General features: G+C 72.8%; 13 protein-coding genes and 1 pseudogene. 2 read left to right on the forward strand and 12 right to left on the reverse strand.

What is annotated here, in order from left to right; genetic code table 11:
* Positions 1-51: 51 nt before the first annotated feature.
* The 9 genes and pseudogenes from KBX06_RS19565 to KBX06_RS19605 all read right to left on the reverse strand — a co-directional run bounded on the left by KBX06_RS19565 (position 52) and on the right by KBX06_RS19605 (position 10,308).
* Positions 52-579, reverse strand: a complete 528-nt coding sequence (locus KBX06_RS19565) for an FxsA family protein (RefSeq protein ID WP_210837118.1) — start codon at positions 577-579, stop codon at positions 52-54.
* 87 nt (positions 580-666) lie between these two features.
* Positions 667-1,455 (reverse strand): polyprenol monophosphomannose synthase, encoded by a 789-nt coding sequence (locus KBX06_RS19570; RefSeq protein WP_210837432.1) that lies wholly within the window; start codon positions 1,453-1,455, stop codon positions 667-669.
* Positions 1,456-1,481: 26 nt separating this feature from the next.
* Positions 1,482-3,159 (reverse strand): annotated as a pseudogene (lnt, locus tag KBX06_RS19575) (apolipoprotein N-acyltransferase); the annotation flags it as partial.
* Positions 3,160-3,567: 408 nt separating this feature from the next.
* On the reverse strand, positions 3,568-4,908 hold the full coding sequence (locus KBX06_RS19580) for a glutamate mutase L (RefSeq protein ID WP_210837121.1): 1,341 nt from the start codon (positions 4,906-4,908) through the stop codon (positions 3,568-3,570).
* A complete protein-coding gene (locus tag KBX06_RS19585) occupies positions 4,905-5,297 on the reverse strand; it encodes a hotdog domain-containing protein (protein WP_210837123.1) in 393 nt (130 codons plus the stop codon). The genes KBX06_RS19580 and KBX06_RS19585 overlap by 4 nt, the downstream gene beginning before the upstream one ends.
* Positions 5,294-6,058 carry an OAM dimerization domain-containing protein gene (locus KBX06_RS19590; RefSeq protein WP_374225658.1) on the reverse strand — a complete coding sequence of 255 codons (765 nt, stop codon included), beginning with the start codon at positions 6,056-6,058 and terminating at the stop codon, positions 5,294-5,296. The genes KBX06_RS19585 and KBX06_RS19590 overlap by 4 nt, the downstream gene beginning before the upstream one ends.
* Positions 6,059-6,063: 5 nt before the next feature.
* Complete coding sequence (locus KBX06_RS19595) at positions 6,064-7,626, reverse strand: lysine 5,6-aminomutase subunit alpha (RefSeq protein ID WP_210837132.1); 1,563 nt, start codon at positions 7,624-7,626, stop codon at positions 6,064-6,066.
* 58 nt (positions 7,627-7,684) lie between these two features.
* A complete protein-coding gene (locus KBX06_RS19600) occupies positions 7,685-9,253 on the reverse strand; it encodes an amidohydrolase (protein WP_210837134.1) in 1,569 nt (522 codons plus the stop codon).
* Positions 9,254-9,258: 5 nt separating this feature from the next.
* Entirely contained in the window at positions 9,259-10,308 is a 1,050-nt protein-coding gene (locus tag KBX06_RS19605) for a zinc-binding alcohol dehydrogenase (RefSeq protein ID WP_210837436.1), read from the reverse strand.
* Between the two features lie 155 nt (positions 10,309-10,463).
* On the opposite strand from KBX06_RS19605, the gene KBX06_RS19610 reads away from it, so the two are divergent.
* Both KBX06_RS19610 and KBX06_RS19615 read left to right on the forward strand, forming a co-directional pair.
* Positions 10,464-11,870 (forward strand): KamA family radical SAM protein, encoded by a 1,407-nt coding sequence (locus KBX06_RS19610; RefSeq protein WP_210837136.1) that lies wholly within the window; start codon positions 10,464-10,466, stop codon positions 11,868-11,870.
* A gap of 336 nt (positions 11,871-12,206) precedes the next feature.
* Positions 12,207-12,818, forward strand: coding sequence for a histidine phosphatase family protein (locus KBX06_RS19615; protein ID WP_210837438.1), 612 nt, complete (start codon positions 12,207-12,209; stop codon positions 12,816-12,818).
* Here the strand turns inward: KBX06_RS19615 and KBX06_RS19620 are convergent.
* The 3 genes from KBX06_RS19620 to KBX06_RS19630 all read right to left on the reverse strand — a co-directional run bounded on the left by KBX06_RS19620 (position 12,748) and on the right by KBX06_RS19630 (position 15,602).
* Positions 12,748-13,254: an Lrp/AsnC family transcriptional regulator gene (locus KBX06_RS19620; protein ID WP_210837138.1), complete on the reverse strand. Its 507-nt coding sequence runs from the start codon at positions 13,252-13,254 to the stop codon at positions 12,748-12,750. The genes KBX06_RS19615 and KBX06_RS19620 overlap by 71 nt on opposite strands.
* 93 nt (positions 13,255-13,347) lie before the next feature.
* Positions 13,348-14,490: an acyl-CoA dehydrogenase family protein gene (locus tag KBX06_RS19625; protein ID WP_210837140.1), complete on the reverse strand. Its 1,143-nt coding sequence runs from the start codon at positions 14,488-14,490 to the stop codon at positions 13,348-13,350.
* A complete protein-coding gene (locus KBX06_RS19630; RefSeq protein ID WP_210837142.1) occupies positions 14,487-15,602 on the reverse strand; it encodes a Xaa-Pro peptidase family protein in 1,116 nt (371 codons plus the stop codon). The genes KBX06_RS19625 and KBX06_RS19630 overlap by 4 nt, the downstream gene beginning before the upstream one ends.
* Between the last annotated feature and the right edge of the window lie 77 nt (positions 15,603-15,679).

Below are 15,679 nucleotides of genomic sequence, written 5' to 3' on the forward strand. Positions count from 1 at the left end.
CCCCGCCGGCCCCCCCCCCCCCCCCGCGCCCGGGGCCCCGACGTGTCCGCCTCAGTTGCGGCCTGGCTCGACGATCTCACCCTCGATGGCCCGCGTCCCGTCGACCACGACGGTCGGCTCAGCAGCCGGCTGCGGCTCCGCCGGCTGCGCCGCGCCCCGACGCACCCGCACCCGACGCGGCCCGAACAGGTCACCGGCGACCATCGACGACACCCGCCGCTCCGCGGCCCGCTGCACCCCGCCGCGAGCCAACCGGCGCACCGGCGGCACCAGCAACGACAACCCCACCAGCCCGCTGAGCAGGCCCGGCAACGCCAGCAGCAGCGCACCGAGCAGCCCGACGAGACCATCGGTGACCTGCCGACCCGGCGGCTGACCGGCCTGCGCGGAGGCCTTGAAACCCCGCCAGGCACGCATCCCCTCCCGCCGCAGCAGCACCAGCCCCAGCAGCGACGCCGCGAACACCGCCAGCAACGCCGAGCCGAACCCGATCGCCCGGCCCACCGCGACGAACACCACCAACTCCAGCAGCACCGCCGCCAACAGGGCCAACGGCACAAACCTCAGACCTCGGCGCATCTCACCCCACTCACCATCAGCGACGCCCCCGGCGCGGGTCACCCCCACGCGGGCGCCAGCACCCCGTCCAGCATGACACGCCCCCGCTCAGGGCCACCGGACCTGACCGGTAGGGGTGCCGTGCAGACCCCGCCGCAACGCCGTCCGCCGGTCCTGCACCGCCCACGCGGTGATCCGCCACAGCGCCTCCGCCACGATCCACGGGCTCATCTTGCTGCTGCCCCGCTCCCGCTCGGCGAACGTTATCGGCACCTCCACGATGCGCGCCCCGCAGCGGTGCGCCAACCGCGACAGCTCCACCTGGAACGAGTAACCCTGCGAACACACCGACGCCAGGTCGATCTCGTCCAGGACCGCCAGCCGGTACACCCGGAAGCCGCCGGTGACATCCGACAGCGGCATGCCCAACGCCAGCCGCGCGTACAGGTTGCCGCAACGCGACAACAACAGCCGCCGCAACGGCCAGTTCACCACCCGCGCGCCGACGGTCCACCGCGAACCGATCACCACGTCGGCGTCGCGGGCCGCCGACAGCAACGCGGGCAGGTCCTCGGGGGCGTGCGAACCGTCGGCGTCCATCTCCACCACCGCATCGAAACCACGCTCGCGTGCCCACGAGAACCCCGCCAGGTACGCCGCACCCAGGCCCTGCTTGCCCTCGCGGTGCAGCACGTGCACCCGACCGTCGGCGCCGGCCAGGGCGTCGGCGAGCGCGCCCGTGCCGTCCGGGCTGTTGTCGTCGGCGACCAGGATCTCCACCGCCGGCGCGGCGCGACGCACCCGCCCCACGATCTGCGCCACGTTGTCGGCCTCGTTGTAGGTCGGAATCACCACGAGCACCCGACCCACCCCCGGCTGACCGGTGTCCGCTCGGATGCCGGTCGTCTCGCCCACCGTCGCTCCCCCTCCGCCGGCGTACCGGCTGGTCTCACCCGCCGTGGTGCCGGCGGCGCAGCACGCCCGCGCCGACCAGGGCCGCCACGGCCAGGGTGGCCAGCGCCACCTCCGGCCACAACCCGACCCGGGTGGCCAGGGTGCGCCCGTCGTCCAGCCGCAGCTGCCGCACCACGACCGCGCGGGTGTTGAACCCGGTGGCGTCGCTTACCCGCCCGTCCGGGGCAACGAACCCGGACACCCCGACCGTGGAGGCCATCAACGCCGGCCGGCCGTGCTCGACCGCCCGCAGCCGCACCATCGCCAACTGCTGCTGCGCCTCCGCCACGTCGAACGTCGCGTTGTTGGTCTGCACCACCAGCAACTGCGCCCCGCCGGTGACGGTGTCGCGCACCACCTCGTCGTAGGCGACCTCGAAGCAGATCACGTCGCCGAGCACCGCCGCCCCGCTGTCCAGCACCCCCGGCTCACTGCCCGGCACGAAATCGGCGCGCACCCGGTCGACCTGCCTGCTGACCATCCGGGCCAGATCACGCATCGGCACGTACTCGGCGAACGGCACCGGATGCCGCTTCGTGTACAACTGGCCCAGATCCGCCCCGCTGCCGGGCCGCCACAGGATGCCGGCGTTGCGGACCTGACCCTCGCCGGGGCCGCGCAGCACCGCACCGACCAGGATCGGGGCGCCGACGGCGTCGGCGGCCCGCGAGATGCGCGCCCCGGCGGCGGTGTCACGCAGCGGGTCGATGTCGCTGGAGTTCTCCGGCCACACCACCAGCTCGGGGCGGGGCCGCACCCCGGCCGCCACCTGCCCCGCCAGCTCGATCGTGGCGTCGACGTGGTTGTCGAGCACCGCCTGCCGCTGGGCGTTGAAGTCCAGGCCCAGCCGCGGCACGTTGCCCTGCACGATCGCCACCGTCACGCCCGCACCGCCTCCGGCCGCCGCCACCGGCACCAGCAGCCCGACCACGGGCACCGCGACCGCCGCGGCGCTCAGCGCCGCGATCGGCGCCCGCCGCCGCGGCGACTCCCACGCCCGCCACAGCGCCGCACCCACCAGCCCACCGGCCAGCGCCACCGCGAACGTCACCAGCGGCGCCCCACCCCACGCGGCCAGCCGCAGCAGCGGCGAGTCGCCCTGGCTGAACGCCAGCCGCCCCCACGGGAACCCGCCGAACGGGGTCCGGTCGCGCAGCGCCTCCTGCCCCACCCACAGCACCCCGGTCACCGCCGGCCAACTCCACCGCACCCGGTCCGCCAGCGGCGACACGAACGCCCCCGCCGCGCCCAGCAGCGCCAGGTAGCCGGCCTGCAACAGCGACAGCAACACCCACGGCAGGTAGCCGGTGTGCAGGTTCGTCCAACTCAACAACGGCGCGAACAACGCCACCCCGGCCAGCAGACCCAGCCCCGCGCCGGCACGCACCCGACGGCGGTGCGTCGCCACGGCCAGCAACGCCACCCCCAGCGGCGCCAGCGGCCACAGCCCGTACGGCGGAAACGCCGCCAGCAACGCCAGGCCGGCCGCCACCGCCATCGGCGCCGCCACCGGCAACGGCAGCGCCCGCGGCACAACCGCCCGCCCGGCAGGCGGCCCGCTGTCGTCCCCGGCCGGCGCCGGCACCATCCCCACGATCACGGGCCGAAGGCTACCCGCCAACCAGATGCCGCCCCACCGGAGCACACACCCGCAAGGGGAAGCCGAGACACAAATCGGGGCGCGGCTCGCGCCGCGCCCCGATGCTCCCAGGCCCTTCCCGGCCGGTGGGGCGAGAATGAGCTACGCCGACCTTCGGACCGACCCGACGCGGACTGGCTGCCCCCGCCTGGCCGTTGTCTACTGGCCGTGCACCTCACCCTGCCCGTACACCGGTAACCGCGGCCGGTTCGCGCCGCCCCGCCGACCCCCGCCCGCTGGACCTGGCCGCCGCGACGCACTGCTCACATGTCGCTCGGCCAGCGGACGAAGGGACGAAGCGAACAACAGCCGCTTCCCATAGTAGGACTCAAAGACGGTACGGCGTAGACCCCCGCCGCTGTCAACCCACCCGGGCCTGTCGTGTGATGCACCACGGCGTGTCGCGTCGGCGAGTCTCAATACGTGCCCAGGTGCCCGCGCAGCAACGCCACCGCCGCCCCCGGATGCTCGGCGGCCAGCAACCCACCGGCGGCCAACACGTAGTCGGAGTCGACCACCGGCCGCGCCGCCCGCGGCAACGCCCACCCGCCGGCATGATCGGCCAGCACCGCACCCAGCACACCCGCCGCATCCGCCGCCGCGGCATGCCGCAACACCCCACCGGAACCCACCAGCAGCCGCACGTCACGCAGATCCCGCCCGGCCCGCTCCCCCGTCGCCGCCCCCCGCGCGTGCCGCCGCAACGCCACCGTCGCCGCCAACGCCGCGATCCGGGCGTCCACCACCCGCTCCGCGTCCCCATCAGGCAGGAACCCCGGGTCGGCGGCCCGCGCCACCGCCCCCACCGCCAGAGCGTCGCCCTGCCCGTCGGTCAACAACCGCTCCTCCACGGCCGCCCGCACCACCCCCGGCGCGCTCCACCGCATGCCCAGGTCCCCCTCGACGGTACGGGCCCGCCACAGCGACCCCGCCACCTCCCGCCCCGGCCCCGTCGCCCGCTCGTCCGGCGTCAACACCGAATACACGTCCGTGGTCGCGCCCCCCACGTCCACCACCACCAGATCACCACCCAGCGCGTCGGCCAGCACCTCCACCCCCGTCAACACCGCGTCAGGCGTGGCCGCACGCACCAGCCGCGCGAACCGCGACCCCCGCGACAACCGCTTGCCGCCGATCACGTGCCGCAGGAACACCTCCCGGATCGCCGAGCGCGCCCCCGCCGGCGCCAACACCCCGATACGCGGCAGCACGTTGTCGGCCACCGTCACCGGCACCCCCGCCGCCGCCAGCACCGCGTGCAGCTCGTCGCGCACGTCGACGTTGCCGGCCAACACCACCGGCACCCGCCACCGGGCCCGCGCCAACCGCGTCGCGTTGTGCGTCAACGTCTCGGCGTCCCCGCCGTCGGTGCCACCCACCAACAGCACCACGTCCGGGCGGGCCGCCCGCAACGCCGCCAACTCCGCCGCGCCGAGCCGCCCCGCCGCCACGTGCACCACGTTCGCGCCCGCCGACAGGCCCACCCGCCGCCCCGCCTGCGCCGTCACCAGCCGCTCGTAGCCGATCACCGCCAACCGCAGCCCACCACCGGCCGACGAACACACAAACCACGGCGCATCCCGCACACCAGCCAACCCGGCCGTGGCCGAACCGACCGCCGCGTCCAGGCCGTGCAGCACGTCCGTGCCCACCGTCGTCGGCGCCGACGCCGCCCCCACCAACGCGCCGACGTCCAGGTCCACCACCGCCACCTTCGTGTACGTGGACCCCACGTCGGCGCAGACCGCGTACCTCACGCCGCAGGCGGAACGACCACCGTGCCGGTCGCCGTGACCGCCACGACCGGCACGTCGAGCACCTCCGCCGCCGACCCACCCCGATCCGGCCGCCCCCGACACACCACCGCCGCCACGAAGTCGATCGTGCGGCTGCGCGTACCCACCCGCGTCACCGTCGCCGTCACCTCCAACACGTCACCCGCCCTCATCGCCGCCCGGAACTGCACATCCGAATACGACGCGAACAACCCCTCGTCACCATCGGTGCGGATACACACCTCCGTGGCCACGTCCCCGAACAACCCCAACGCGTACGCCCCGTCGACCAGGTTGCCCGCGTAGTGCGCGTGCGAATACGGCACATACCGCCGGTGCACCACCGTCAGACCCACCCGGGAATCACTCATGCCTTCGCCTTCTTCTCGATCAACGCGTGCACCAGGAAACTCGCCACCTCACCCGGAGTCGTCCCCCGGCCGAAGATCCGATCCACACCCAACTCACCGGCCATCGTCTCGTCGAAACGCGGCCCACCCACGATCAGCAACGGCCGACGCCCCGCCGGCATCGCCTCCCGGAACGCCGCCGACATCTCCCGCGTGTTGTGCAGATGCGCATCACGCTGCGTCACCACCTGCGACACCAGCACCGCGTCCGCCCGCTCCACCCGGGCCGCCTCCACCAACTCCGGCACACTCACCTGCGCCCCCAGGTTCGTGACCTTCAACTCCCGGTAGTACTCCAGGCCCTTCTCCCCGGCGATGCCCTTCACGTTGAGGATCGCGTCGATACCGACCGTGTGCGCGTCCGTGCCGATGCACGCCCCCACCACCGACAACTTGCGCCGCAACCGCCGCTTCACCACCGCGTTGACCTCCTTCGCCGACAACAGCGGGAAGTCACGCTCCACCACCTGCACCGCCGACAGGTCCACCAGATGGTTCACCCGCCCGTACACCACGAAGAACGTGAACCCGTCGCTCATCGGCTTCGCGTGCACCAGCATCGCCGGGTCGATGCCCATCTTGTTCGCCAACTGCACCGCCGCGCCCTCGGCCCGCTTGTCGTGCGACACCGGCAACGTGAACGACACCTGCACCATGCCGTCACCCGTGGTGTCCCCGTACGGCCGCACGATCCTCTTCCCGGCATCCCCACCGGCCTCCACCGCGCTCACGCGGCCGCCCCTTCCAGGATCTCCGTCGCCGGATTGAAGTAGTCCGCCTCGTGCTTGGCCACCCCCGCCAACCCCTTGCCCCGATCCGCCGGCCGCTTCATGATCCCGAACGTGCCCTCGGCGATCGCCGTCAACAACGACTGCTCACCGATCCGCTCCAGCAGGTCGACCGCCTCACCCAGCACCCGATTCGCCCGCTGCTGGATGAACCCACCCGGCGCCGGCACGAAGTCCTCGTGCAACCCACCGGCCGCACCCAACACGTACCGCACGTTCTGCAAGGCGATGTCCCGATCCGACAACCACGGCGTCACCACCGCCTCGGTCATCATCCCCACCAGCAGGATCCCCTGACCGGTCATCGTCCCCACCAGATTGAAGAACCCGTCCAGCAGATTCCCCCGGAACACGTCACCGGTCATGTGCTTCGTCGGCGGCATCCACTTCAACGGCGCGTCCGGAAACAACTCCCGCGCCAACATCGCGTGCGCCAACTCCAACCGGAACGACTCCGGCACATCCGGATTGATCTCGAACGCGTGCCCCAACCCCAACTGCCAGTCCGCCAACCCCGCCTCGTGCGCGAAGAACTCGTTGAGCAACTGCGACACCGTCACCGTGTGCGCCTCGTCCACCGCATCCGCAGTGGTCAGATAGTTGTCCTCACCGGTGTTGATGATGATCCCCGCCCGCGCGTGCACCTGCCGCGAGAACCGCTGATCCACGAACGTACGAACCGGATTGATGTCCCGGAACAGAATCCCGTACATCGAATCGTTCAACATCATGTCCAGCCGCTCCAGGCCCGCCAACGCCGCCATCTCCGGCATGCACAGACCCGACGCGTAGTTCGTCAACCGCACATACCGACCCAACTCCCGCGACGACTCGTCCAACGCCGCCCGCATCAACCGGAAGTTCTCCTGCGTCGCATACGTACCCGCGAACCCCTCCCGCGTCGCACCCTCCGGCACATAGTCCAACAACGACTGCCCCGTCGACCGGATCACCGCGATCACGTCCGCGCCCGCCCGCGCCGCCGCCTGCGCCTGCGGAATGTCCTCGTAGATGTCCCCCGTCGCCACGATCAGATAGATCCACGGCCGCTGCTTCGGATCCCCGAACCGCTTCACCAACCGGTCCCGCTCCACCCGCCGCCGGTCGATCGCCCGGATCCCCGCACCGACCGCCCTACGCGCCGCCTTCCGCGCCGCCGTCGCCGCCTTACCCGTCGGCACCCCGAAGCGCACCGACCCGGCCGCCGCCTTCTGCGCCAGCAACGTCACATCCCCGACCTGCTCGCGCAGCAGGGCGTCGAACACCGGCACCGCCACCCCGTGCCCCAACCCAACGTCCGCGACCACCGCGTCCACCAGCCGGTTCACCCACGGAATCCCGTCCGGATCGGCACCGGCCACCCCGGCCAGCCGCAACACCGCCCGCTCCACCGACACCGTCGTATGGCTACGCGCCAGATCCACCACCGGCTGCCCCGCCCGACGCGCCAACTCCCGCGCCCGCGCCACCAGCCGCGGATCCAGCTCAAGCTTGCCCGTCACACCGTCACCCCACCCTGCCCCACGACGGCGCCACACGCCGTACCGATGGACCGCTCGCTCACGAAGCCCCTCCCTCGAAGATCACGTCACCGCGCAACACCGTGCGCCGACACACCGGCAGCGGCGTCGGATCCTGCGGACCACGCGCCTCCGGATCCGCCGCCAACAACACCGGCAACCCCCGCTCCACCCCCGCCGGCGTCGACCACACCGCGAACGTCGCCGGCGCCCCCAACGCCAACACACCCTCACTGTCCAGCCGCACCGCCCGCCACCCGCCACGGGTGTGCGCCGCGAACGCCGCCCGCACACTCATCCGCTGCGCCGGACTGTGATGCCACACCGCCGCCCGCACCGAACCCCACGGATCCAACGGCGTCACCGGCGAATCCGACCCGAACGCCAACGCCACCCCCACCGCGTGCATCGCACCCATCGGATTCGACTCCAACGACCGCGCCAGACCCAGCCGCGACTCGTACATCCGACCCGCACCACCCCACAACCGGTCGAACGCCGGCTGCATGCTCGCCACGATCCCGTACTCCACGAACCCCGCGATCAACCGCTTGTTCATGATCTCCGCATGCTCGACACGGTGCCGCGCCGCCCGCACCCGATCCGTGCCCAGCTTCTCCGCCGCCCCCGCGAAGCCCTCCAGCACCGTCGCGATCGCCGCGTCACCGATCGCGTGGAAACCACCCTGCACACCGTGCGCCGCACAGTCCAACAGATGCTCCCGCACCTGCTCCGCACTCAGATAACCGTGCCCGCAACCCCCGTCACCGTCCAGGTAGTCCCGCGACACGTGCGCCGTACGCGACCCCAACGCCCCGTCGGCGAACAGGTCACCACCCGCCCCCACCGCACCCAGCTCCCGGGCCCGCGCCGCACCCAGCAACTCACCCCAGTACCCGTACACCTCCGCCACGCCGTCACCCGACAACGCCAACAGACCCGTGAAGTCCTCCTCGTCGGAGATCTCCGGCCCCCCACACTCGTGCACCGCCGCGATCCCCAGTGACGCCGCGTGCCCCAACGCCGCCCGCTGCGCCGCCACCCGCTGCGCCCGCGTCACCGACGCGAACGCCGCCGCCCGCACCACATGGTGCGCGTCACGCCGCAACCAACCCGACGCGTCATAACCCGCCGCCGACACCACCCGCGGACACGCCGCCAGCAACGCCGCCGACACCAACGCCGAATGGATCGACGCCTGCGACAGGTAGACCCGCCGCCCCCCGGCCGCCCGGTCCAGCAGCACCGAATCCGGCAGCTGCGGCACCGGCCAGCACGACTCGTCCCACCCGTGCCCCAGCACCACCGCGTCCGACGGCAACCCCGCCGCGAACCCCGACACCGCGTCCAGCAGCTCCGTCGCCGACCGCACCCCCGACAGGTCCAGCCCCGACAACGCCAACCCCGTGTCCGTGGCGTGCACGTGCGCGTCCACGAACGCCGGCGTCACCAACGCCCCGTCCAGATCCACCACCCGATCGGCGGCCGGCGCGTCCGCGTCCACCCCCAACCAGGAGATCCGGCCATCGGTCACCAGCAGAGCCGTCGCGCTCGGATCGGCCGGGCAGTGCAGCGTCCCGCCGCGGTACAGAGTCGAGGGGTTCGTCATGACCATCAGTCTGCCGCCAGACGCGCCTCGAACAACGCCCGCACCCCCGACTCCGACCGCAGCAGACCCAGCGCGAACTCCGCGTGCCCCGGCACGTACCCGTTGCCCACCAGCATCGTCACGTCCGCCGCCAGGCCCTCCGCCCCCAACGCCGCCGCCGCGAAACTCGTCGCCATCGAGAAGAACACCACCGTGCCGCCGTCCGCCGTCGCCAGCACCGCACCATGCTCACAGCCCGGCACGTCCACGCAGACCACCGTCACGTCCGCCGGCGCCCCCAACGCCGTCGTCACCGCCGTCGACAACGCCACCGGATCCCGGGCGTCGGCCAACGCCACCGCGTCCGCCAACGCCACCGCCGCCAACGAGTCGCGCTCCGCCACCACCGGCACCACCCCGACCGTACGGGCGGCACCCGCCCGCCGCGCCGCGGCCAACGACAACGACCCGCTCTTGCCCGCGCCCCCGACCACCGCCACCCGCACCGGCGTCGGATCCCCCGCCCGCTCCCGCTCCGCCACGTACCGCGACACCACCCGCGCCGTCAACGCCGGGGCCCCGCACACGTCGAGCACCGCCAGGGACAGCTGCGGATCGAGATCCGCCGGCAGCACCGCCGCGATCGACCGGGCGAACAGGATCGCGTACCCGTCACACGGCACCTGCTCGCTGCGCCCGTCCCAACGGGCCAACCCGTCGAGGATCGTCAGCGGCGTCAACGTCAGCGACACCAGGGTCGCCACCCGCTGCCCCGCCCGCAGCCCCAGCGGGGAACGCCGCCCCGCCTCCTCCACCGTGCCGATCAACATCCCGCCCGACCCGGTCACCGGGTTCTGCATCTTGCCCCGGGCGGACACGATCTGGAGCACCTCGGCCCGGACCGCGTCGCCGTCGCCGCCGTGCTTCTCCCACAACTGCCGGAAACTCGCCGCGTCCAGGTTCAACCGCTCCACCCGGATACGCACCTCGTTCGGCGCGACCTCCGGGCTCGCGTCCAGCCGCCACGCGGCCTGCGGCAGCACCCCCGCCGGTTCGACAACGCGGTGCAGACCCACCGGTGACGTCACACGACCTCCCCCTGTTCGTACCGCTCGAAGCCCCGGCCAGGACTCGCGTAGCGGGAAAACTTCCGGCAGACTAATTTCTTCACCGAATATTTTCCAGTAGCCTTCGGGATTGCTGATCAACCGCACCACATCGAGGAGGGGCCGTGACCCAGACCCAACCGGTGGAGACCCTGCCCCCGCCCCGCCCCGCGCCGGTCGCGGTCCCCACCGCGGGACAGCCCTACGAATACCGCCGCGCTCCCCTCGTCGAACCCGACTGGACCCGCTTCCCCGGCTGGCGCCACGTCACCCGCGACCAGTGGGAGAACGCACAGTGGCAGCGCGTCAACTGCGTCAAGAACATCAAGCAACTGCGCACCGTCCTCGGCGACGCGGTCGACGAGTCCTTCTACGCCGACCTCGAGGCCGACCAGAAGGCCCTGGCCACCATGTCCATGCTGGTGCCGCCACAGATGGTCAACACCATGGTCCCGTTCGCGCCGATGAGCACCGAGGCGTTCCTCGCCGACCCCATCCGGCGCTACATGATCCCCGTCGCCTCCGACCGGCGCACCGACTGGCCCTCCCACCCGTACGCCAGCCGCGACTCCCTGCACGAACACGACATGTGGGTCGCCGAGGGCCTCACCCACCGCTACCCCACCAAGGTCCTCGCCGAACTGCTCTCCACCTGCCCCCAGTACTGCGGGCACTGCACCCGCATGGACCTCGTCGGCAACTCCACCCCCGCCGTCGACAAGCTCAAGCTCACCCTCAAGCCCGTCGACCGCTACGACGCCCACATCGGCTACCTCAAGGCCCACCCCGGCGTCCGTGACGTCGTCGTCTCCGGCGGCGACGTGGCCAACGTGCCGTGGAAGAACCTCGAGTCCTACCTGATGCGGCTGCTGGAGATCGAGACCATCCGCGACATCCGGCTCGCCACCAAGGCCCTCATGGGCCTGCCCCAGCACTGGCTGCAGCCCGACGTCGTCGAGGGCCTCGAACGCGTCGCCCGCACCGCCGCCCGCCGCGGCGTCAACCTCGCCATCCACACCCACGTCAACCACGCCCAGTCGCTCACCCCGCTGGTCGCCAGGGCCGCCCAGACCGCCCTCGACGTGGGCGTACGCGACGTCCGCAACCAGGGTGTGCTCATGCGCGGCGTCAACGCCACCGCCCCCGACCTGCTCGACCTCTGCTTCGCCCTCCAGGGCGAGGCGGGCATCCTGCCGTACTACTTCTACATGTGCGACATGATCCCCAACGCCGAGCACTGGCGGGTGCCGGTCTGGCACGCCCAGCAGCTCCAGCACGACATCATGGGCTACCTGCCCGGCTACGCCACCCCACGCATCGTCTGCGACGTCCCCTTCGTCGGCAAGCGCTGGGTGCACATGCTCACCGAGTACGACCGCGACCGTGGCATCTCGTACTGGACGAAGAACTACCGCACCTCCATCGAGTCCGCCGACGCCGAGGCGCTCAACAAGCGCCACGCCTACTACGACCCGATCGACACCCTGCCCGAGGCCGGGCAGCAGTGGTGGGCCGAGCACCGCAACGACTGAACCCGCACGTAACCACGTCACCCCCGGGCCGGTGGACGGCTCCGGGGGTGACGTGGTTCCAGGTCCCAGCCGTCCCGTGAACCCCTCCCCCGGCCCCGGGGCAGGGTCGCCGACGGCTCGCACGGCTCGATCCGGCGCTGGCCACCGCCGCCTTCATCCGCGAGGGCCGGCCCGCTCGTGGCCCCCTGCCGCCCCCTTCTGGACGCCCGGGTCGGTCGTCTTCCTTTTCGGGCCTTGCTGGCTTCTGTCCCTGTCCCGGTGGGTGATCGCACACCCGCTAAGGCATCCTAGGACACTAGGTGAACGGTGGGTAGGAGTGTCTGGTTGACTGTTGGAATGGGAGAGATCCTGCTGATCCGGCACGGCGAGACCACCTGGAGCGCCAGCCGCCGGCACACCTCGTACACCGACCTCGAGCTCACCCCCGACGGCGAGCGGCAGGCGCGCGCCCTCGGCCGGTTCCTCGCCGGCCGGCGCTTCGCCGCCGTCCTCACCAGCCCCCGCGCCCGGGCCCTGCACACCGCGCGGCTGGCCGGCCTCACCGTCACCGGCACGATCGACGACCTCGCCGAATGGAACTACGGCGACTACGAGGGGCGCACCACCGCCGACATCAGCGACGACCACCCGAGCTGGTCGATCTGGACCGACGGCTGCCCCGGCGGTGAGTCCCCCAACCAGGTCGGCGAGCGCCTCGACCGGGTGCTCGCCCGGGTCCACCCGCTGCTCGACCGGGGCACCGTCGCCCTCGTCGGGCACGCCCACAGCCTGCGCGTGCTCGGCGCCCGCTGGGTCGGCCTGCCGCCCTCAGCCGGCGGGTTGCTGCGACTGGACACCGCCACCGTCAGCGTGCTCGGCCACGAGCACGGCCGGCGGGTCATTCTGCGGTGGAACCAGCCGGTTCCCCCGACGCCCGGGCACGCACCCGAACGTGGGGCTCGACACTGATCTTCGGCGGCCGGTTCTCGTAGGGCGTCGACAGCACCACGGTCGTGCGGGTGGTCACGTTCGCCGCCGTCCGGATCTCCTGGAGCAGCCGCTCCAGGCCGGCCGGGCTGGCCACCCGCACCAGCAGGAGATAGAAGTCCTCCCCCGCCACCGAGTAGCACGAGTCGATCTCGGGCAGGTGGGCCAGCCGCTCCGGCGCGTCGTCGGGCTGCGACGGGTCGAACGGCCGGATCGCCACGAACGCGGTCAACGGCAGTTCGAGGGCCTCGAAGGACACCCGCGCGGCGTACCCCTTGATCACGCCCCGCTGCTCCAGCCGGCGCACCCGCTGGTGCACGGCGGAGACCGACAGGCCGACCCCAGCCGCCAGATCCGTGTACGACAGCCGACCGTCAGCGGTCAGGGCGGCGATGATGGCGCGGTCGATCTCCTCCACGGCGTGCAACCTACCGGGAAAACCGCCCGGCGGCGACGACGCGCTCCCGCCGACGCGACGCGGCGCACCTGCCACGCCGGCGGGACGCGTCGGTCAGCCCTTCGCCAGCGCCCGGGAGATGACCAGCCGCTGGATCTGGTTGGTCCCCTCGACGATCTGCAGCACCTTGGCCTCGCGCATGTAGCGCTCCACCGGGTGGTCGGCCACGTAGCCGGCGCCGCCGAGCACCTGCACCGCGTCGGTGGTCACCCGCATCGCCACGTCCGTGGCGAAGAGCTTCGCCTTCGCCGCCTCGATCGAGTACGGCCGGCCGGCGTCGCGCAGCCGGGCCGCGGCCAGCATCAACGCCCGGGCCGCGGAGATCTGGGTGGCCAGGTCGGCGAGCGTGAAACCCAGCCCCTGGAAGTCGATGACCGCCCTGCCGAACTGCTGGCGCTCCCGGGCGTAGCCGACCGCGTAGTCCAGTGCAGCCTGGGCCAGCCCGACCGCGCAGGCGGCGATGCCGAGGCGACCCGAGTCGAGCGCGGACATCGCGATGGAGAAGCCCGCCCCCTCCCCGCCGATCAGCCGCTCGGCCGGCACCCGGGCCGAGTCGAAGGCGATCTGCGCCACCGGGGAGGCGCGCAGCCCCATCGTGCGCTCGGCGGCCTGCGGCGCGATGCCGGGCGTGTCGCGGTCGGCCAGCAGGCAGGAGATGCCCTTCGGGCCGGGCCCGCCGGTGCGGCAGAAGATGTTGTAGAAGTCCGCCACCTGGGCGTGGGTGATCCACGCCTTGGTGCCGTCGACCACGTAGGTCTCGCCGTCGAGTACCGCCCTCGTGGTCAGCGCGGCGGCGTCCGAGCCGCCCTGCGGCTCCGACAGGCAGTACGCCCCGAGCAGTTCCCCGCCGATCATGTCGGGCAGCAGCTTGCGCTGCTCGTCGGTGCCGAACTGCGCCAGCGGGTAGCAGGACAGGGTGTGCACGCTGACCGCCTCGGCGACCGCGAGCCAGCGGCTGGCCAGGATCTCCAGCACCTGGAGGTACACCTCGTAGGGCTGGGCGGCGCCGCCGTACTCCTCGGCGTACGGCAGGCCGAGCAGGCCGGCCCGCCCTAGGGTGCGCAGCACCTCGCGGGGGAACTCGGCGCGCTCCTCGAACCCGGCGGCGCGCGGCGCGAGCTCCCGGTCGGCGAGTTCGGTGGCGAGGTCGAGCAGGTCGTGGGCCTCGTCGGTGGGCAGGATCCGGTCGACAGTCATAGCGCGATGAGCTCCGTGGGGGTGGTGTTGAGCCGTTGCACGCCGTCCGTGGCGCAGACGACGATGTCCTCGATGCGGGCGCCGTGGCGGCCCGCCAGGTAGATGCCGGGTTCGACGGAGAACGTCATCCCCGCCTCCAGCGGGCGGGCGTTGCCGGCCACCACGTAGGGGTCCTCGTGGCCGTCCAGGCCGATGCCGTGGCCGGTGCGGTGCAGGAACGCCGCGCCGAAGCCGGCGGCGACGATCGGTTCGCGGGCCGCCGCGTCGACGTCCTCGGCGGTGGCCCCGGGGCGGACCGCGGCCACCGCGGCCCGCTGGGCGGCGTGCAGCACCGCGTAGTAGTCGACGAACTCGGCCGGCGCCGGGGCGCCCGCGACGTACGTGCGGGTGCAGTCGGAGCGGTAGCCCGAGGGCATCGTCCCGCCGATGTCCACGACGACCGGTTCGCCGGCACCGATCGGGCGCTCGGAGGTGCCGTGGTGCGGGCTGGCGCCGTTCGGGCCGGCGGCGACGATCACGAAGTCCACGCTCACGTGGCCGGCGGCAAGGATGGCCGCCGCGATGTCGGCGCCCACCTCAGCCTCGGTGCGGCCCGGCCGCAGCCACTCCCCCATCCGCCCGTGCACCGCGTCGATCGCCGCGCCCGCCTCGGCCAGCGCCGCGACCTCCGCCGGGGACTTGCGCACGCGCATCTCGCGCAGCACCTCCGAGGCCAGCCGTTGGGCGGCGCCGGGCAGCGCCGTACGCAGGGCCAGGACCTGCTCGGCCCACATCCGGTCGGCCAGCCCGACCGCCGCCACCGGTCCGCCGAGGGCGGCGACGAGCAGCGGGTACGGGTCGGTGCCGTCGGCGTGCTCCACGATGCGTACGCCGGTGGCCGGGGCCGGGGACGCCTCGGCGGCCGGCCGCTCCAGGGCGGGCACGATCAGGGTCGCCTCGCCCTGTGCGGGCAGCACCAGGCAGGTGAGCCGCTCCCCCTCGTGCGCGTCGTAGCCGGTCAGGTAGCGCAGGTCGGAGCCGGGGGTCAGCAGCAGCGCGTCCAGGCCGGCGGCGGCGGTGGCGCGCTGGGCGTCGGCCAGCCGCCGGGGCGGGTACAGCTCGTCGGGTCCCACCCGGCCAGCTTAACGGTCGTTCGGGCATCGCCCCAGCCCGCCCGGCACGCGGGGAGCGCTCTCCGGCGCATCGGAGG

This window comes from Micromonospora sp. C31, from assembly GCF_018070575.1.
GTDB lineage: Bacteria > Actinomycetota > Actinomycetes > Mycobacteriales > Micromonosporaceae > Micromonospora.